The sequence below is a fragment of the Gammaproteobacteria bacterium genome (assembly GCA_016200485.1).
GTDB lineage: Bacteria > Pseudomonadota > Gammaproteobacteria > Tenderiales > Tenderiaceae > JACQEP01.
In genome coordinates this window covers 1-18,590 of record JACQEP010000004.1, presented here as the reverse complement: position 1 = coordinate 18,590, position 18,590 = coordinate 1, and the positions used below count along the sequence as shown (strand labels likewise).

Annotated in this window: 14 protein-coding genes; 13 read left to right on the top strand and 1 reads right to left on the bottom strand. The window is 52.7% G+C overall.

Annotated features, from left to right (window positions below):
* The first annotated feature begins 39 nt into the window (after positions 1-39).
* The 13 genes from HY272_00630 (at position 40) to truD (ending at position 16,547) form a co-directional block, all read left to right on the top strand.
* Complete coding sequence (locus tag HY272_00630; protein MBI3771199.1) at positions 40-2,376, top strand: EAL domain-containing protein; 2,337 nt, start codon at positions 40-42, stop codon at positions 2,374-2,376.
* A 3-nt stretch (positions 2,377-2,379) separates the two neighbouring features.
* A complete protein-coding gene (rnhB, locus tag HY272_00625; GenBank protein MBI3771198.1) occupies positions 2,380-2,985 on the top strand; it encodes a ribonuclease HII in 606 nt (201 codons plus the stop codon).
* An 88-nt stretch (positions 2,986-3,073) separates the two neighbouring features.
* Positions 3,074-3,637 (top strand): DUF1439 domain-containing protein, encoded by a 564-nt coding sequence (locus tag HY272_00620; GenBank protein ID MBI3771197.1) that lies wholly within the window; start codon positions 3,074-3,076, stop codon positions 3,635-3,637.
* Between the two features lie 154 nt (positions 3,638-3,791).
* On the top strand, positions 3,792-7,259 hold the full coding sequence (dnaE, locus tag HY272_00615; GenBank protein ID MBI3771196.1) for a DNA polymerase III subunit alpha: 3,468 nt from the start codon (positions 3,792-3,794) through the stop codon (positions 7,257-7,259).
* 93 nt (positions 7,260-7,352) lie between these two features.
* Positions 7,353-8,315, top strand: a complete 963-nt coding sequence (gene accA / locus HY272_00610; GenBank protein MBI3771195.1) for an acetyl-CoA carboxylase carboxyl transferase subunit alpha — start codon at positions 7,353-7,355, stop codon at positions 8,313-8,315.
* 8 nt (positions 8,316-8,323) lie between these two features.
* Positions 8,324-9,691, top strand: a complete 1,368-nt coding sequence (gene tilS, locus HY272_00605; GenBank protein ID MBI3771194.1) for a tRNA lysidine(34) synthetase TilS — start codon at positions 8,324-8,326, stop codon at positions 9,689-9,691.
* A 253-nt stretch (positions 9,692-9,944) separates the two neighbouring features.
* On the top strand, positions 9,945-11,594 hold the full coding sequence (locus tag HY272_00600; protein MBI3771193.1) for a CTP synthase: 1,650 nt from the start codon (positions 9,945-9,947) through the stop codon (positions 11,592-11,594).
* The gene (kdsA, locus tag HY272_00595; GenBank protein ID MBI3771192.1) at positions 11,591-12,424 is read left to right on the top strand and encodes a 3-deoxy-8-phosphooctulonate synthase; all 834 of its coding nucleotides are present in this window, start codon (positions 11,591-11,593) and stop codon (positions 12,422-12,424) included. Before HY272_00600 ends, kdsA begins: the two co-directional genes overlap by 4 nt.
* 200 nt (positions 12,425-12,624) lie before the next feature.
* Positions 12,625-13,908: a phosphopyruvate hydratase gene (gene eno, locus HY272_00590; protein ID MBI3771191.1), complete on the top strand. Its 1,284-nt coding sequence runs from the start codon at positions 12,625-12,627 to the stop codon at positions 13,906-13,908.
* Positions 13,909-13,956: 48 nt separating this feature from the next.
* The gene (gene ftsB / locus HY272_00585) at positions 13,957-14,229 is read left to right on the top strand and encodes a cell division protein FtsB (protein MBI3771190.1); all 273 of its coding nucleotides are present in this window, start codon (positions 13,957-13,959) and stop codon (positions 14,227-14,229) included.
* Positions 14,222-14,935: a 2-C-methyl-D-erythritol 4-phosphate cytidylyltransferase gene (ispD, locus tag HY272_00580; protein MBI3771189.1), complete on the top strand. Its 714-nt coding sequence runs from the start codon at positions 14,222-14,224 to the stop codon at positions 14,933-14,935. The genes ftsB and ispD overlap by 8 nt, the downstream gene beginning before the upstream one ends.
* Positions 14,932-15,402 (top strand): 2-C-methyl-D-erythritol 2,4-cyclodiphosphate synthase, encoded by a 471-nt coding sequence (gene ispF / locus HY272_00575; protein ID MBI3771188.1) that lies wholly within the window; start codon positions 14,932-14,934, stop codon positions 15,400-15,402. The genes ispD and ispF overlap by 4 nt, the downstream gene beginning before the upstream one ends.
* 137 nt (positions 15,403-15,539) lie before the next feature.
* Complete coding sequence (truD, locus tag HY272_00570; protein MBI3771187.1) at positions 15,540-16,547, top strand: tRNA pseudouridine(13) synthase TruD; 1,008 nt, start codon at positions 15,540-15,542, stop codon at positions 16,545-16,547.
* 192 nt (positions 16,548-16,739) lie between these two features.
* On the opposite strand, the gene HY272_00565 is transcribed toward truD, so the two are convergent.
* On the bottom strand, positions 16,740-18,425 hold the full coding sequence (locus tag HY272_00565; protein MBI3771186.1) for a hypothetical protein: 1,686 nt from the start codon (positions 18,423-18,425) through the stop codon (positions 16,740-16,742).
* Positions 18,426-18,590 lie beyond the last annotated feature (165 nt).

The following is an 18,590-nucleotide window of genomic DNA, read 5'->3' as shown; positions in this document are numbered from 1 at the left end:
CTGCGAACCTTGGTTACTATTTTGCTGGTGATTTTGAGCATGACCATTGTGCTCTTCGCCTGGGAGACCTATCACGATCTTGCATTAGATAATCAGCGTAAACTTCTGAAAGCCGAGCTTCAGGATAGATCCTCTCAAGTTGTTGCAGAGATGGAAGGTTATGTCCTGGATGTTGCTCTCCATCTACGAGAGCTGACAAAGTTCAAAGATTCTTTTAAAAAGCAGGATCGAGAGGCATTAGCTCGTCTGTTGGACGACCAATTCCAGCAATATTATGTCAGTGCTGGACTTGTCAAGTTATTTCAAATCTATGTGTATTCGCCTGGGTTTGATCTGGTTTCGCAATCGAATGGCGGAATACGCGCACACCGCAGGGTGGATGTATTGTGTGCCGATCTTGTGAATGTGGCCAGTTTGAGGTCGGGGCATGATCGATTAAAGTCAATTTCTGGTTTGTGTGCGAGTTCGGGTCGGGTTTATTATTCTCTGATTATTCCAACGGATTCGTTTGTGGCAAATGGTTATCTACAGATTGTGATAGATCCATTTGTGAACCTGATTGAAATCGAGAAGCGTATGGGTATGCCCATCGCAATTAGTTCTCCTAACAAGGAGGATATTTACCGTGGGTCCCGGTGGGCGGACAGCAATAATGATGTGATCACTGCTGATGTGTGGCTGGAAACTTTTGATCAACGGCCATTGCTCTTGCTCTCAGTGGAGCAGAGTATTGCTAACTTTGCAGGCGAAATAGGAGCCGCGCGCAATAAATTGATCCTGTTTGCGGGTGGTATTACGCTGTTATCGGTGATTTTGGCGTTTTGGTTGTTGCAGCGTACTACCCTGAAGCCATTGCAGCGTTTCATTGAGCAATTATCGGATGTACGTCGAGACTGGCGACAGCTGGGCGCGGCGATTGATTTTAAGGGGAATGCCGAGCTGACGAAACTCTTCAATGTATTTAACGATATGAGTACTGAGTTAGCCAGGCTCTATGATGAATATGAAAAGATGGCTTTCACGGATCAGCTAACCAACCTGCCGAATCGGGCGTTGTTTAATGATCGTTTGGCGCAGATGATTTTGTCGAGCAAGCGCCGTGGTGAAAAATTGGGTGTTTTGTTGCTGGATTTGGATGGCTTCAAGGAGGTCAATGATACCCTTGGGCACCATGTGGGAGATGTGCTTTTGCAGCAAGTAGGGGAGCGTTTGCAAAGGATTCTGCGTGCATCTTCTACTCTGGCGCGGGTAAGCAGTGAAGATGAGCCTTATTATCCCGATGGGCAGACGGCTGATGATGTTTCGACAGTGGCGCGCTTGGGTGGCGATGAGTTCGCTGTACTTTTGCCGGCGCTGAAAAATGTCGATGGTGCAATCAAGGTAGCCAAGAGGATTGTTGAAGTGCTCGATTCTCCAATTGAGATAGAGGGTAACAATGTTATTGTCACGGGCACACTGGGTATCGCAATGTATCCTGAGCATGGTGAAGATGGGGCGACCTTGTTGCGGCGGGTAGATATTGCGCTTTATGTGGCCAAGAATATCCAGAGCTCATTTTCGGTTTATGATGCTGCCTATGATCGGCATAGCGTAAATCAACTGGCGCTAAAGGCGGAATTACGAGCGGGTATTGAGCAAGATCAGATGATCTTGTTTTATCAGCCAAAATTGAATATCGCTCGGGGCTGTGTCACCGGGGTCGAGGCACTGATTCGGTGGCGGCATCCGGAGCGTGGCATGATTCCGCCGGATCAATTCATTCCCTTGTCTGAGCAGCGTGGTTTGATAGGGCCGTTAACGGACTGGGTTATCAGGCGTGCTTTGCTTCAATACAAAGAGTGGCAGCGTCAGGGGATTGAGCTGCAGGTCGCTGTCAATCTGTCATCGCGTGTCTTATATGATTTATCACTTCCGAATCGGATAGAAAGTACATTGCGTGATCTGGAGTTGCCGCCATCGGCATTGTGTCTGGAAGTGACTGAACAAGCGACGATGCAGGATCCGAAGCGTGCAATGGAGATCCTGAATCGTCTGGATCAAATGGGTGTCAGCCTGTCGATCGATGACTTTGGCACGGGTTATTCGTCGTTGGGTTATCTCAAGAACTTGCCGGTGGATGAGATCAAGATCGATAAATCATTCGTCATGGAAATGGAAAAGTCCGAGAATGACGCCAAGATTGTGCATGCCACCATCGATTTGGCGCACAATCTGGGGCTGCGCGTGGTGGCGGAAGGAGTGGAGAATGAGCTGGTGTTGAAAATGCTGCGTTCTCTGAACTGCGATTATGTGCAAGGATATCATTTGGCGCGGCCATTACCGCCTGAAGATTTGGTGGAATGGATTCGAAAATCAGAATGGGTTTGCGGAGTGTAGTCGATGGCGTCGGGATTAGAAGCCATGCTGGTAGCAGGGGTCGATGAAGTGGGGCGCGGCCCGCTGGCGGGGCCAGTGGTAACGGCAGCGGTAATTTTAGATCCCGCGAATCCGATCGAGGGACTGCGTGATTCCAAGGCATTGTCTGAGGCGCAGCGTGAGCGGTTGGCGATTGAGATTCGTGCCAAGGCTCTGGCCTGGTCTTTGGGCCGGGCCGAGGTTGAGGAGATTGACCAGCTCAACATCTTGCATGCGACGATGTTGGCGATGCAGCGAGCGGTCGCAGGACTGACCGTGGCGCCGTCAAAAGTGCTGATTGATGGTAATCGTTGCCCCATCTTGTCGTATCCAGCGCAGGCCATCGTCAAGGGTGATCAATCTGTGCCTGCCATCTGTGCCGCTTCGATCATTGCCAAGGTGGCGCGCGATCAGGAAATGGTGGCCTTCGATCAGACCTATCCTGGCTATGGCTTCGCTAAACATAAGGGGTATCCCGCGCCCGTGCATCTTAAGGCCCTGCAACAGCTCGGCGTTACCCCCATCCACCGCCGCAGTTACGCGCCGGTGCAGCGGGCGATGGCGAATTCACTGAACAAAGAAAGCGTGTGATCAATGATTTGCCCACCCTGCACTGGGTACGGTTTATGTGCTTACAGGGAAGTGAACGCAGGATTAAAACAGGGGCAGTGAAATAACCATGTCCCATTGCAGCCTCGCCAATGTAACCAGAGGCACATTTTTCTTAATCTTGATGACCTTGATGCCAGTGCAGCCGATGGTTGCTGGAGAGATGAGCTTCATCATCACCCTGGATCGTGCCGATATGCAGCGTCGAGTGGAGCGACTATTTCCCATCACGCGTGAAGACAGCATGGTCAGCATGCAATTGCATCATCCTGAAGTGATGTTGCGTGAAAACAGTGATCGCATCGGTTTACGCCTGCGGCTAGAGGCGACGGCGGTTCAGCAAATCGCAATTTCCGGTTTCGCCGAAGTGAATGGAAAACTGCGCTTCGAACGCAAGCGCGGCGAATTTTATCTGGATGATGCCCGCGTCGAGAAGCTCACGCTCGTCGATATTGCGCCGCCCTTAGTCGAGCAAATCCGGCAGTTCGCCGAGGTGGTCGTTCGGCAGGCGCTGCAAGGTTATCCCATTTATGCCCTGGGCCAGACAAGCGAACCCCAACGGTTTATGGGTAGCGAGATCAAGTCCGTCATGGTGCGCGATGGCAAGCTGATTATCGAGCTGGCGATGCCGTGAGGGCGTATAAGCATCGTGCTGAAAAGAGCCGACGCAAAAAGTTGCGCCCCTTTTGCGGGTTAACACTTAGATTATATTAATCAATGAGTAAAGTTGATATTTTGATTTAAATTCTCAGGTGGTGAGGCCTGCAAGGCCACGCTACAATAGCCCGATGTCATCACCCTCATTCGTTCATCTCCGGGTTCACAGCGAGTACTCACTGGTTAACGGTGTGGTGCGGATCAAGCCGCTGGTCAAGGCGGTCGCCGCGGGTGGGATGGGCGCCGTGGCGCTCACCGATCAGTCCAATTTGTTTGCCATGGTCAAGTTTTACAAGGCGGCCATGGGCGCAGGGATCAAGCCGATCATCGGCTGTGACGTCTGGATCCATCGCAACATCAATGGCGGGCAGCTGAGCCGCTTGGTGCTGTTGTGTCTGAACCGCGAGGGTTATCTTAACCTCAGCCGCCTCATCACGCGCTCCTATATCGAGGGCCAGCATCGCGGTGTGCCGACCCTCGACTATGAATGGTTGGCGGGTCACAGCGACGGTTTGATTGTGCTTTCCGGTGGCCGTGGCGGCGATGTGGGGCAAGCGTTGTTGGCAGGTCATCCGGAGATGGCCCGTGAGCTGGCGTCGGGTTGGGCGCAATTGTTTCCGGATCGTTTCTATCTAGAGTTGCAACGCACAGGCCGTGATCATGAAGAAATTCATGTTCAGGAATCCCTGATCCTGGCGCTGGAACTTAATCTGCCGGTCGTGGCCACCAATGACGTGCATTTTATCAAGGCCGATGATTTCGAATCGCACGAGGCGCGGGTGTGTATTCACGATGGCCGAACGCTCGATGATCCGCGTCGACCGAAACTGTATTCCAACCAGCAGTATCTGCGCAGTGCCACCGAAATGGCGGCGTTGTTTGCTGATATTCCTGAGGCGCTGGTAAATTCTGTAGAGATTGCGCGCCGTTGTAATCTGGAATTCAAACTCGGCAATCCTGTGTTGCCGGATTTCCCGGTGCCAGCGGAAATGACGATTAGTGATTATTTTCGCCATCGTTCGCGCGAAGGCTTAGCGGCGCGTTTACCTCTATTGTTTGATCCCGCTGCTGCGCAGTATGCATCGCAGTGTGAACCCTATCGTCAGCGTCTGGAAACTGAACTTGATGTCATCATCAAGATGGGATTCCCCGGTTACTTTCTCATCGTTTCTGACTTCATACGCTGGGCCAAGGAAAATGGCATCCCGGTCGGGCCGGGACGTGGTTCGGGCGCAGGCTCATTAGTGGCCTATGCGCTGCTGATTACCGATCTTGATCCGCTGCGTTATGATCTGCTGTTCGAGCGATTCCTGAATCCGGAACGTGTGTCCATGCCCGACTTCGACGTCGATTTTTGCATGGATCGGCGTGATGAGGTCATCGACTATGTGGTGCACAAATATGGCCGCGATCAGGTGTCGCAGATCATCACCTACGGCAGTATGGCGGCTAAGGCGGTGGTGCGCGATGTCGGTAGGGTATTGGGGCATCCTTATGGTTTTGTCGATCAAATCGCCAAGCTGGTGCCCTTTGAATTAGGCATCACGCTGGAAAAAGCGCTGGAACAGGAAGAAGTCCTGCGCCAGCGCTATGAACAGGATGAAGATGTCAGAACTCTGATCGACATGGCAATGTCGTTGGAAGGGCTGTCGCGCAACGCCGGTAAACATGCCGGTGGCGTGGTGATCGCGCCGACACCGCTGACAGATTTTTGTCCGCTCTATTGTGAAGCAGGCGGCCACGGCGCTGTCACTCAACTCGACAAAGATGATGCCGAATCCGTTGGACTGGTGAAGTTTGACTTTCTCGGTCTGCGTACGCTCACGATTATCGATTGGGCCTTGAAGACGGTTAATGCGCTTCGCAAGCAGGCGGGTGAAGACGCGATCGATATCAACCTGATTCCACTGGACGATCCGGCCGCATATCGCCTGTTAAAGAATTGTGAAACGACTGCGGTGTTCCAGCTGGAATCTCGCGGCATGAAGGATCTGATTAAGCGCCTGCAGCCGGATTGTTTCGAAGACATTATTGCGCTGGTGGCCTTGTTCCGCCCCGGTCCCTTGCAATCGGGGATGGTGGATGACTTTATCAATCGTAAAAAAGGATTGGCCAAAGTCAGCTATCCGCACCCGTTGCTGGAACCCGTACTCAAGCCCACCTACGGCGTTATTGTGTATCAGGAACAGGTCATGCAGATTGCGCAGGTGCTGTCCGGTTACAGCCTTGGCGGCGCCGACTTGTTGCGGCGCGCCATGGGTAAAAAGAAACCCGAGGAGATGGCCAAGCAGCGCGACATCTTTACCAAGGGCGCGCAAGAACGCGGTATCGCGCCGAACATTGCGACGCCGATTTTCGACTTGATGGAGAAATTCGCGGAATACGGTTTCAATAAATCGCATTCGGCCGCTTACGCGCTGGTGTCCTATCAAACGGCCTGGCTGAAGGCGCATTATCCGGCGGCGTTTATGGCCGCGGTGTTGTCGGCGGATATGGACAATACCGATAAAGTGGTAACACTGATTGAAGAATGCCGCACCATGAAGCTCGAAGTGTTTTCGCCGGACATTAATACCTGCGATTCTTCGTTCACTGTTGCTGATGATAAAACTATTCTCTATGGTTTGGGTGCGATCAAGGGTGTTGGCGTGGCAGCGCTGGATACCGTGATTGAAGAACGCCGCAAGAACGGCACATTTAAAGATATTTTTGATTTCTGCCGTCGCATCGACTTGCGCAAGGTCAACCGCCGTCTACTGGAAGCAATGATACGCGCCGGTGCGCTGGATAAGCTCGGCCCCAATCGCGCCACGATGATGAATTCGTTGACTACGGCGATTCATTTGGCTGAACAACACAACCAAAACCAAAACGCCGGTTTTGCCGACATGTTCGGTTTTGAAAGCACCAAGCTCCAACAAAGTCCTACCGAATATAACGTGATACCCGAATGGCAGGACGATGAGCGTTTGCAGGGCGAAAAAGAAACGCTTGGGCTTTATCTCACTGGTCATCCGATCACGCGTTATGAGCCTGAACTGAACAAGTTTGTTAGTGCTCGTTTGGCGGATCTTAAGTCGGATAAGAATCAAGCGATCGTGGTCGCCGGTCTCGTCATTGGTGTGCGTACCATGCAAAGCAAGCGCGGTGATCGCATTGCGTTTGTCACGCTCGATGATCGTACCGGACGGGTTGAGCTGGCGGTGTTTTCCGAAAATTATCAGAGGTATCGTGATCTTCTGGTGAAAGATAAATTGCTGGTGGTTGAAGGCGCGGTCAGTGTCGATGATTACTCCGGTTCATTCCGCATGAGTTGCGAACACATCTTTGACATTGAGCAGGCGCGAGAACGTTTCGCCAAGCGGCTCGAAATTCGTCTGGAGCAATCCGAGGCGGCGAACGGCTTTGTCGATTCACTCAGTCAATTGTTGAAGCCTTATCGTCAGGGCGGATGCCCTGTGTGGTTGAGTTATGAAGGCGAGGGTGCTCGGGCCAAGCTGGCACTCGGGGCGGAGTGGCAGGTGCGGCCAGCGGACGAGTTGATCCATCGGCTCAATGAATTGGCGGGGAAAGAGAGAGTCCGGGTCGTTTACCCGTAGGGGCGTCACGAATCGCCCTGTTTAGTTGCGGGTTCCCCCACTGGCTACATCCGGGTAAAATAGCCGCACGTCTATCAATTAGGTCATCAATCCATGCGTTTTTTAGATTTTGAACGACCAATCGCCGAACTTGAAGCCAAGATCGAAGAATTGCGCCACGTTGGCAGCGATAACGAATTAAACATCGAAGGCGAGATCAAACGACTGGAAGACAAGAGTAAAGCCCTGACGACTCAGATTTTCAAGAATCTGAACGCCTGGCAGATCTCGCAGTTGGCGCGTCATCCGCAGCGCCCGTATACCCTGGATTACATCGCCCGGATTTTCACCGACTTTGAAGAGCTGCATGGTGATCGCGCCTTTTCCGACGACGCCGCCATTGTCGGCGGTGTGGCGCGGCTGGAAGGTGAGCCGGTGATGATCATCGGTCAGCAAAAGGGCCGTGACACCAAGGAAAAAGTCCGCCGTAATTTCGGTATGCCGCGGCCGGAAGGTTATCGCAAGGCCTTGCGCCTGATGCACATGGCGGAACGTTTTAAATTGCCGATCCTCACCTTTATCGACACGCCGGGCGCCTATCCGGGTATCGATGCCGAAGAGCGTGGCCAGAGTGAGGCCATTGCCCGCAATCTGTTTGTGATGGCCGAATTGCGTACGCCGATTATCTGTACCGTGATTGGTGAGGGTGGTTCCGGCGGTGCCTTGGCAATCGGCGTCGGTGATCGGGTGATGATGTTGCAGTACAGTACTTATTCGGTCATTTCGCCGGAAGGGTGTGCCTCGATTCTGTGGAAGAGTGCGGAAAAAGCGTCTGAAGCTGCCGAGGCCTTGGGGTTGACTTCCGATCGCCTGAAAAAATTGGGCCTGATTGATCACATCATTCCTGAGCCGCAAGGCGGCGCCCATCGGAATCCAGATGTGATTGCCGTGCAATTGAAAGAAGTTTTGCTGGAGCAGGTCAGACAACTGCGCAAGGTGAATATTGATACCTTGTTGCAAACGCGTTATCAGCGTTTGATGGGCTATGGCAAGTTCACCGAGAGTACAAAGTCGTAAAAAGTATTATGGCTTCTTTGGGCCAGCGGTTGGGTGAGCAATTATCGTTTTTGCCCCCCGGCGCCTGTATCTGGGTGGCCTACAGCGGTGGTATGGATTCGCATGTGTTATTGCATCTTTTGGCACAGTTACGCGAATCCTTGTCAGTCAATCTTCGTGCGGTATATATCAATCATGGGCTGAGCCCGCACGCCAGCGACTGGGCACGGCATTGCGAGCAAGTCTGTAATGCGCTCTCGGTGCCATTTAAATCCATTAGTGTCACCGTAGTCTTGAAGGCAGGCGCAAGCCCAGAGGCCGCCGCGCGCGAGGCACGTTATCAGGCCTTTTTGGACCTGATTCAGTCAGGGGGATATCTCTGTACTGCCCATCACCAAGACGATCAAGCGGAAACAGTATTGCTGCAATTATTGCGTGGCGCAGGGCCTAAAGGCTTAGCAGCAATGGCGCCACAGACGCCGTTTGGCGCAGGTACATTGCTACGGCCACTGCTGCAATTTACGCGCGCTGAACTTGCTGAATACGCTAGTGTTTATAATTTGCAGTGGATTGATGACGAGAGCAATTTCGATACCGATTATGATCGCAATTTTTTGCGTCATGAAATCATCCCACGCTTGCGCGAGCGCTGGCCATCGCTGACCAGAACGCTGGATCGCAGTGCGCGTTTGTGTGCTGAATCAGCGCTGTTGCTGGACGAGTTGGCGCAGCAAGATCTGCTTCATCTTCAAGAAGCGAAGTCAGATGTAATTTCAATTGCCGGTTTAAAGATGTTAACACCAGAACGGCAGCGAAATGTGCTGCGTTATTGGGTGCGGCAACAGGGGTTTGCACTACCCACTGATATCAAGCTTCAGCATGTGCTGTCAGATGTGGTGGCAGCGGGCGAGGATCGCCAGCCCTGTGTCCACTGGCCGGGGGCCGAGATGCGTCGTTATGCCGGTTATTTGTATCTGATGCCGCCGCTGGCCGAATTTCAGTTCGATCTCGTTATTCCCTGGGATAACCTGGAAAAACCACTGTTACTGCCGGATGGTCGGCGCCTGGTCTGTAGCCAGCTCAAAAAAGCGTCACTGGGTCAGCAAGCGGTGTCTGTGCGCTTCCGCCAGCGGGGAGAGCAGGTTCAGGTGATGGGAATGAATCACGCCACATCGTTAAAAAAGCTGCTGCAAGACCTGGAGATTCCGCCGTGGTTGCGTGATCGGGTGCCGCTGGTCTATCTCGGAGATGAGCTGGTCCAGATCGCCGGCATTCCCTTGTGGGGGCCGTTTATCGCAGCAGTGGAGAAGGCAGGGTTCCAGGTTGAGGTGGCAGGAGAGGTTGCAGCAGGCCAAGAAAAACTCCCCGCCCTCCGGGCACCCCTCCTCATGTCATGAGGAGGGGAGGAAAATAGCGGGTGACAGCCGCCTTAAGGCGGCACCTGGTTTTTCAGGCGCCTTTGAGGCGCTCACCCAATAAGCCACACCGGCTGCCGGTGGTCATTTAACTTCTCTGTGTCCTCCGTGCCTCCGTGCCTCTGTGGTGAATCGTGACCGAGTGCTTGTTTCCATTGAGTAAATTCGGCCTTTCTGGTAATCTGCCCTCCCGTCCTGATCGTTTTTCTTCCACGGCGAAGCTTATCGTAACTCTATGACTAAATACATTTTTGTAACGGGCGGGGTAGTATCCTCATTGGGCAAAGGGATTGCCTCGGCTTCGCTGGCGGCCATCCTCGAGGCCCGTGGTCTGAAGGTTACTCTGCTCAAGCTCGATCCCTATATCAACGTCGACCCCGGCACCATGAGTCCGTTCCAGCACGGCGAGGTCTATGTGACCGAAGACGGCGCCGAGACTGATCTCGACCTGGGCCACTACGAGCGCTTTGTGCGCACGACCATGACCAAGGCCAATAACTTCACCACTGGCCGTGTTTATGAGCATGTCATTCGCAGGGAACGGCGTGGGGATTACCTCGGCGGCACCGTGCAGGTGATTCCGCATATCACTGACGAGATCAAACGCCTGATTCGTGAAGGTGCCAAAGGTGCCGATGTGGCGATGGTCGAAATTGGTGGCACCGTGGGCGACATTGAATCGCTACCGTTCCTGGAAGCCATCCGCCAAATGGCGGTCGAACTCGGTCGCGACAACGCTCTGTTCATGCATCTGACGCTGTTGCCCTATATTCCAACGGCGGGTGAACTGAAAACCAAACCGACGCAGCACTCAGTAAAAGAGCTGCGCTCGATTGGTATCCAGCCGGATATTTTATTGTGTCGTGCTGATCGACTGATACCAGAAGATGAGCGGCGCAAGATTGCACTGTTCACTAACGTTGAAGAAAAGGCGGTCATTGCCGCGATCGACGTCGATACCATTTATCGCATTCCACGTTTGTTGCACGAGCAAAGTCTGGATGAAATCGTTACTCAGAAATTGCACATCACTGCGCCTGCTGCAAATCTTGCGGAGTGGGATAAGGTGGTGCACGATCTGACCCATCCGACGTCAGAAGTGAACATCGCCATGGTCGGCAAATACATCGATCTCACCGAATCTTACAAGTCGCTGACCGAGGCCTTGATCCATGCGGGGATTCATACTCGTACCAAAGTAAAGATTACGTATATCGATTCTGAAGACATTTACAACGAAGGCGCGGCGCGTCTGAAAGATATGGATGCGATCCTGGTGCCGGGTGGTTTTGGTGAACGTGGCGTCGAGGGCAAGATCCGTACCGTGGAATTTGCCCGCACCCATAACATCCCTTACCTTGGGATTTGCCTGGGGATGCAGGTAGCGGTGATTGAATATGCGCGCAATGTCGCCGGTCTGGAAAAGGCGCACAGCACTGAATTCAAGGCTGAAACGCCGCACCCGGTGATCGCGTTGATCACGGAATGGACTACAGGTGAAGGCAAGATCGAACGCCGCAGCCAGGATTCCGATCTCGGCGGCACCATGCGCCTCGGTGGCCAGCAGTGCCGTTTGCAACAAGGCACTCTCGCGCGCCAACTCTATGGTAAAGATGTGATCGTCGAGCGTCATCGTCATCGTTATGAATTCAATAACGGTTATCGCGAGGTTCTGGCCAAGGCGGGCATGGTGTATTCCGGTGTGTCGATGGACGGCAATCTGGTTGAAGTCATTGAGCTGCCCGCGCATCGCTGGTTTGTCGCCTGTCAGTTCCATCCTGAATTCACGTCGACACCGCGTGACGGGCATCCGCTGTTCAAAGGTTTTGTCGAGGCCGCAGTGGCTTATCGCCGTGAACAATGCAAAGAGGTGGTGAACGCATGAAGCTGTGCAGTTTTGAAGTTGGACTCCAGCAGCCATTGTTCTTGATCGCCGGAACTTGTGTGATCGAGAGTGAAACGCTGGCGCTCGAAACCGCCGGTGTGCTCAAGGAGATTACTACGCGGTTGAAAATTCCGTTCATTTATAAATCTTCTTACGACAAGGCGAATCGTACCTCAAGCAAGAGCTTTCGCGGGCCTGGCATCGAAGAAGGTCTGCGGATTTTGGAAAAGGTGAAGCAGCAGATCGGTGTGCCGGTGCTGACCGATGTCCATGAAGATTCGCCACTGAATGAAGTCGCCGCCGTGGTGGATGTGTTGCAGACGCCGGCATTTCTGTGTCGTCAAACCAACTTCATTCAAAACGTGGCCCGGCAGGGTAAGCCCGTAAACATCAAAAAAGGCCAGTTTCTGGCGCCGTGGGACATGATTAATGTCGTCGCCAAGGCCAAAGAGGTGGGGAACGATCAGATTATGGTCTGCGATCGAGGGGTATCTTTCGGGTACAATACGCTCGTTTCTGACATGCGCGGACTGGCGATTATGCGCGAAACCGGTTGTCCGGTGGTGTTTGATGCCACGCATTCGGTGCAGCAACCCGGTGGCCGGGGCGAGAGTTCCGGTGGCCAGCGCGAATTCGTGCCGGTGCTGGCGCGGGCGGCAGTCGCGGCGGGAATTTCCGGCTTGTTCATGGAGACTCATCCCAACCCGGAACAGGCGCTCAGCGATGGCCCGAATTCCTGGCCCTTGGGACAGATGGCAGCGTTGCTCGAAACATTGAAACTGATTGACGATGCAGTGAAATCGCGTGGCTTCCTGGAAGATACGGTATAAGTTTTATCGCTGAGACATGAAAAATCTCAAAAATCCAACGCGGATGCGCGGAGACGCAAAGGTAATGCAGGATAAACGCACGGCTGGGGTGGATGTTATTTTGTTTTCTCCGCGTCTTTGCGTCACTGCGTTGGATTTTTTTGGGTTTTGGTGAATTGTTCGCAATAGTTGAATAATAATTGAATGAAACGGAGAAAATAATGTCCCAGATAGCGGATATTCGTGGGCGCGAAATTATCGATTCGCGCGGTAACCCGACAGTAGAAGTCGATGTCATTTTGAATTCAGGTGCAATGGGACGTGCCGCCGTGCCGTCCGGTGCCTCCACCGGTTCGCGCGAAGCGATCGAGCTGCGCGATGGTGATGCCAAGCGTTATCTTGGCAAAGGTGTGCTGAAGGCCGTTGAAAACGTCAACGAAGAGATTCGTGAAGCACTGCTCGGCCAAAACGCCAACGATCAAGCCAAGATCGACCAGATCATGATTGATCTTGATGGCACGCATAACAAAGAACGTCTCGGCGCCAATGCCATTCTCGGTGTTTCGATGGCCGTCGCCAAGGCCGTGGCTGCTGAAGCGCATGTTCCTTTATATCGCCATCTTGGCGGTCAAGGCCCGTTCCAACTGCCGGTACCGATGATGAACATTATCAACGGTGGTGCGCACGCCGACAACAGTGTTGATATGCAGGAATTCATGATCCTGCCCGTGGGCGCGCCCAGCTTTGCTGAAGCCCTGCGCTACGGTGCTGAAGTGTTCCATAACCTGAAAAAGGTGTTGCACAAGAAAGGTTTGAATACTGCTGTCGGTGATGAGGGTGGTTTTGCGCCGGATTTGCCATCCAACGAATCAGCGATTGAAATCATTCTTGAGGCGATTGAAAAAGCCGGTTACAAGGCTGGTAAAGATATTTTCATTGGTCTTGATTGCGCCAGTTCCGAATTCTACAAAGACGGCAAGTATGTCCTGGAATCCGAAGGCAAGAGCCTGACTTCCGAGCAGTTCGTCGATTATCTCGCCGCCTGGGTTGATAAGTATCCGATTATCAGCATTGAAGATGGCATGGCTGAAGGCGACTGGGACGGCTGGGCAAAGCTGTCGCAGCGCCTGGGCAAGAAAGTGCAATTGGTTGGCGATGATTTGTTCGTCACCAATACCAAGATTCTGAAACAAGGCATCGACAAGAAGATCGCCAACTCGATCCTGATCAAGGTTAATCAGATCGGTACGCTGACTGAAACCTTCGCTGCGATTGAAATGGCGAAGAAAGCCGGTTACACCGCCGTCATGTCGCATCGTTCCGGCGAAACTGAAGATACCACCATCGCCGATTTGGCGGTGGCGACTAATACCGGACAGATCAAGACCGGTTCCATGTCACGCTCGGATCGCGTGGCCAAGTACAACCAATTACTGCGTATTGCCGAGGAACTGGGCGACAAGGCCAGTTACCCCGGTCGCGCAGCGTTCTATAACCTGAAATAACAGTGAGGTGAAAGGCACAGCCACGGTAACGTGGCGTGCCACCCGATTATGAAGGTGCTGATTGCCATCTTGGGTGTGCTGCTGCTGGTCTTGCAGTTCAAGCTCTGGTTTGGCTCGGGCAGCTTTATGGAGGTCTACCAGTTGCATCAGGCCATCGATGCGCAGCAACAAAAAAACGCTCTGCTGCGTGAACGTAATGCGGCGCTCGATGCCGAAGTGCAAGATCTCAAACACGGCGTCGAAGCGATTGATGAACGCGCCCGTGCCGAGTTGGGGATGGTGAGCAAAGACGAAACCTTCTTCCAGATCGTCGATGAGTGAAACAACGCGTTATTGGGCGGTGATCCCGGCGGCGGGAATTGGCACCCGTATGGGGGCAGTTCAACCCAAACAATACCTCACGCTGCGTGGTAAAACCATCCTTGAGCACAGCATTACTCGTTTGGTGGCGCATCCACGCATCTCGGGTGTGATGGTCGCGCTCAGTCCACAGGATGAGCTGTGGCCAACGCTCATGTTGACTCATATCAGTAAACTGATTTACACCACCGTGGGCGGTGCTGAGCGTGCGGACTCGGTGTTGAATGCAATTACGGCCTTGAGCAAAGTTGCTGCTGAGAATGACTGGGTGCTGGTGCATGATGCCGCACGGCCATGTTTGCGTAGTAGCGATATTGATCGTCTGATTCAGCAATTGGCGCAACATCCGATTGGTGGATTGCTCGGTCTACCGGTGGCTGACACCATGAAACGCACCAATGCCCAGGGCGAGATTATCGCCACCGTGCCGCGCGAACATTTATGGCGGGCACTCACGCCGCAAATGTTTCGTCTTGCGGTGTTGCGTGATGCACTGCGACAGGCTGCCAGCCGCGGCTTGCACATCACCGATGAAGCAGCAGCGATGGAAGCGGCAGGGTATATGCCGATGATGGTGGAAGGTCATCCCGACAATATCAAAATTACCCGCCCGGAAGACTTGGCTCTGGCGCAGATGTATCTCGAACAACAGGAGCGCAACGCATGAGAGTAGGACACGGTTACGACGCCCATCGTTTCGCACCAGGCCGACGCTTGGTGCTGGGGGGCGCCACTATTCCTTACGATCAAGGCATGGCCGCGCATTCCGATGGTGACGTGGTGTTGCATGCGCTGTGCGATGCATTGCTCGGTGCCGCCGCCATGGGCGATATCGGCGGCCACTTTCCCGACACCAGCGCCGATTACAAAGACATCGATAGTCGAATTTTGCTGCGTCATGTGATGAAGCTGTTGCAAGCACGTGGCTATCGCGTCGTGAACGCCGACCTCACCATTATTGCCCAGACACCCAAACTCAAACCCTATATTCAACAAATGCGCGACAACATCGCGGCCGATCTTGGTGTAACCAGTGAAGAGGTTAACGTCAAAGCGACGACTACCGAAGGCATGGGTTTTGCCGGACGTAAAGAAGGCATTGCAGCGCATTCTGTGGTGCTGATTACAAAATAGAAGTTGTAGGATGTGGTGAGCATGGCGAACCGCATCAATCGCGAAGAGCCTGCCCCGCGAAGCGCTTTGGGCACGATGCGGTTCCTTCGTCACCGCATCCTACATAATCCGATATCAATCTGCAGGTAAAAACTCCAATGAATCTTGCCTATGCTTACGGCCAACCCATCGCCACTGGCGTAATGCGTCAATCCCCCGAAGACTTCATTGTCGAAGAAGAGTTAGGCTTCGAGCCAGAGGGCGAGGGCGAACATATTTGGCTGTGGATCGAAAAAAGCGGCCTCAACACCGAGCAACTTGCCAAGCGCCTGGCACAAGTCGCCAAGGTGCGGATAAATGATGTCAGCTACGCCGGACTCAAGGACCGCCACGCGATCACTCGCCAATGGTTCACGTTGCATCTCAAAAATGTTGATCCAGAAGAATGCAAGCAATGGACTGAAAACGGCTGGCGCGTACTCAATGCCACTCGCGGCCGCCGCAAGCTGCGCCGTGGCGGTCTGCGCGGCAATCGTTTCATTATCACCCTGCGCGATGTGCAAGGCGATCGCGATGCGATTGAAGAACGTTTAAGACTCGTCGCCACGCGCGGTGTGCCTAATTACTTCGGCGAGCAACGTTTTGGCCACGACAATCTCGCCAATGCCGAAGCCATGGTGCGCGGTGAGCAGCGCGTACCAGATCGTCATTTGCGCGGTATCTATCTCTCCACCTTGCGCTCCGCCATCTTTAACACCGTACTTGATCGCCGCGTCCGTGAAGGCACTTGGGAACAAGCGCTACCCGGTGACGCGCTTAATCTCAACGGCAGCCGCAGCTTTTTCATCGCCGATGAGATCGACGAAACCATTCAACGGCGACTGGCGGAACACGACATTCATCCCACCGGCTCGCTGTGGGGCAAAGGCGAATTGCCCACCCGCGGCCAGGCACTCGTCCTCGAACAAGAAATCATCGCCAGCTGCCCACCGCTCTGGACCCAAGGTTGTGAAGAGGCCGGGATGGACCAGGAACGCCGCCCTTTACGTCTTTGCCCCCAAGGACTCCTCTGGCAATGGGATGAGAACAGCCTTCAGCTCAGCTTTAGCCTCCCGGCCGGGGCTTATGCAACTACGGTGGTGGGGGAAGTGGTTCAGAGTCGGTAAGGAAGGACCGTACGCCATGTCGCGCACACCGATAACGCAAATGGCGATGTCGAACGCTTGGTTGGCCGCACAGGGCTTGGTGTCGATCAAAGATCAGTGGGTCCGTTTTCATTATCCTGCTTCAACCGCCTAGTGCGGACCCGCATGCTAGGTGGTGTGGGGAGGGCGAGAGAGAAACTCGCCCTTACCCGATTATGCATTCTCAACTTCAATACCGAACTTTTTCACTCTGCGCCGATTCAACTCGCTTTCGTCAGCGATTCGCCTTAGAGCGCCAATCGCTCTGCTGGCGATTTGTTTCTGTTGTTCGCTTGCATTTCCGAACTGCCCGAATCGCAGGCATGTACGGATGTATTTCGACAGATGATCTCCCTTTTCGGATTTGAATATGTCGTAGTACTCATCCTCAGTGGTATTCGCCAGAACAATTTCGTCCTTCTGATTCCATCCATCCTTCCCCGAAATCCTCGCAAGCACCATACGTGCATCTTCGACGGCCACAGATTTCTGGAAATGGTTGTTAAATTTGTCGACAATTTCCTGATCTCGAATATCACCAAAAAAGTTATTCTCTGCCATATTGAATAGTTCTTGTTCCTCCTTTCGTGTGGATATGTAGTGATCAATAATTATCGATGCCTTTTCTGACTCTCCCAATTCCCTAAAAAGTCTAACGGTCCCGTTCAGGTTTATTGGCGTGATGTTTTTTGCGTTCTTAAGGAAGCTCTCGTACAACTTGCCGACCAACTCATGCTGATTGTCGTCGAAGCTGTTGTGATACAGCTCCCATGTTTTACTGAACGAGCCCTCTGCTTTCGCCGCCAGCAATTCATCATTTTTTTTGGCCGCCCGCTCCTGAAAGGATTTTTCAACAAAATATCCAGAACGGACCGCCCCTGCCAAGATCAAATCAAGTTCATCAGTCTGCGTATAGCCATACGTGCCAATATCGGTCTTCCACTTCTTTTTCTCGTCGTCGTTGCTGGCATCATCTTCATCGCCTATTCCCCAAGAACTGAAACCTAGATTAGTGACGAAATCTAGATGTGGCGCGCCTTCGCTGTTGCAGTAATAGCACCACGAAAACAAGACTATTGAATGCGCAACTTGGTGGGATATCTCGGGCTCGTACCCCCGAAGAAGAGGTTGAGCGAGCGTTACTAATCTTTCAATTTTCTTTAGGACGCGGATGTTTCTGATGTTTAACTTTTCTGTCAGCTCCGGCAGGCCGCGCGTCGTGTCACAGTTAGGATCGAAAGCGATTTGTGAACACTCTCTTGCCGTAGGCGCAAAGGCCAGCTCGATATCTATGACTTTTTCGCGGTATTTCTGGTAATCCTCCAACCCGTCTTCCTTGTCATTCAGTAGCAGAACAATTTTGCATTCCTTTTGTTCTTTCAACTGAGAAACAAGGCCAAGCACATCCTTTATGGATAGCCCAGTTCCTCTGCGCTCCAGGTCGTCGATGCAGATGACCGATTTGTTCAGCGAGAGAAATGAAAGCGACTCTATGGCTGGTGTAAAACCTTTTAGAAGCGAAGCCCCCCTAAATATCCCTAGGGATTTCCGGCCCATGCTTTCAAGAAGAGTTGTGGTATTGCTTTTGAAGGTCTCGATGCTGGCGTCAGTACCAATAATGTCTCGGCTAATGACGTTCTCAAATATTGCATATTTGAGTGCGTCAAGAGAATTGATGCCAAATAACGAAACGTAGGAATAACGCTTCAGTGCGATCTCTTTTGACAGTTTGGCAGCAAAGAGGAATTGCTTCCAACTGTATGTTTTTCCAACACCCCACGCACCCTTTATGGCGATAACTTCTGGCTTCTCGGTCGCGAGGAAGGCATTAATCTGGTTCTTTACCACGGCTATTGACATGAGAGCGCAGCTTCCTTTGGTGCATAACGACGCTGTAGAAAAACCCCATTCTGAAAACCTGTTTCAGCTTTGGGTGGATTTTTTTCAAAACAAACCGTTGTCTTCATTTTCGGTTTCCTGTTTTTCTAAAATAATTTCATTGCAAACCTGCCTGATCTGGCAAGT

Coding starts and splice junctions, on each gene's coding strand:
- HY272_00620 (MBI3771197.1), top strand. CDS start 3,074: ATGTCCCATTGCAGCCTCGCCAATGTAACCAGAGGCACATTTTTCTTA.
- dnaE (MBI3771196.1), top strand. CDS start 3,792: ATGTCATCACCCTCATTCGTTCATCTCCGGGTTCACAGCGAGTACTCA.
- HY272_00630 (MBI3771199.1), top strand. CDS start 40: ATGACCATTGTGCTCTTCGCCTGGGAGACCTATCACGATCTTGCATTA.
- ispD (MBI3771189.1), top strand. CDS start 14,222: ATGAGTGAAACAACGCGTTATTGGGCGGTGATCCCGGCGGCGGGAATT.
- kdsA (MBI3771192.1), top strand. CDS start 11,591: ATGAAGCTGTGCAGTTTTGAAGTTGGACTCCAGCAGCCATTGTTCTTG.
- ispF (MBI3771188.1), top strand. CDS start 14,932: ATGAGAGTAGGACACGGTTACGACGCCCATCGTTTCGCACCAGGCCGA.
- HY272_00600 (MBI3771193.1), top strand. CDS start 9,945: ATGACTAAATACATTTTTGTAACGGGCGGGGTAGTATCCTCATTGGGC.
- accA (MBI3771195.1), top strand. CDS start 7,353: ATGCGTTTTTTAGATTTTGAACGACCAATCGCCGAACTTGAAGCCAAG.
- eno (MBI3771191.1), top strand. CDS start 12,625: ATGTCCCAGATAGCGGATATTCGTGGGCGCGAAATTATCGATTCGCGC.
- ftsB (MBI3771190.1), top strand. CDS start 13,957: ATGAAGGTGCTGATTGCCATCTTGGGTGTGCTGCTGCTGGTCTTGCAG.
- truD (MBI3771187.1), top strand. CDS start 15,540: ATGAATCTTGCCTATGCTTACGGCCAACCCATCGCCACTGGCGTAATG.
- tilS (MBI3771194.1), top strand. CDS start 8,324: ATGGCTTCTTTGGGCCAGCGGTTGGGTGAGCAATTATCGTTTTTGCCC.
- rnhB (MBI3771198.1), top strand. CDS start 2,380: ATGGCGTCGGGATTAGAAGCCATGCTGGTAGCAGGGGTCGATGAAGTG.
- HY272_00565 (MBI3771186.1), bottom strand. CDS start 18,425: ATGTCAATAGCCGTGGTAAAGAACCAGATTAATGCCTTCCTCGCGACC.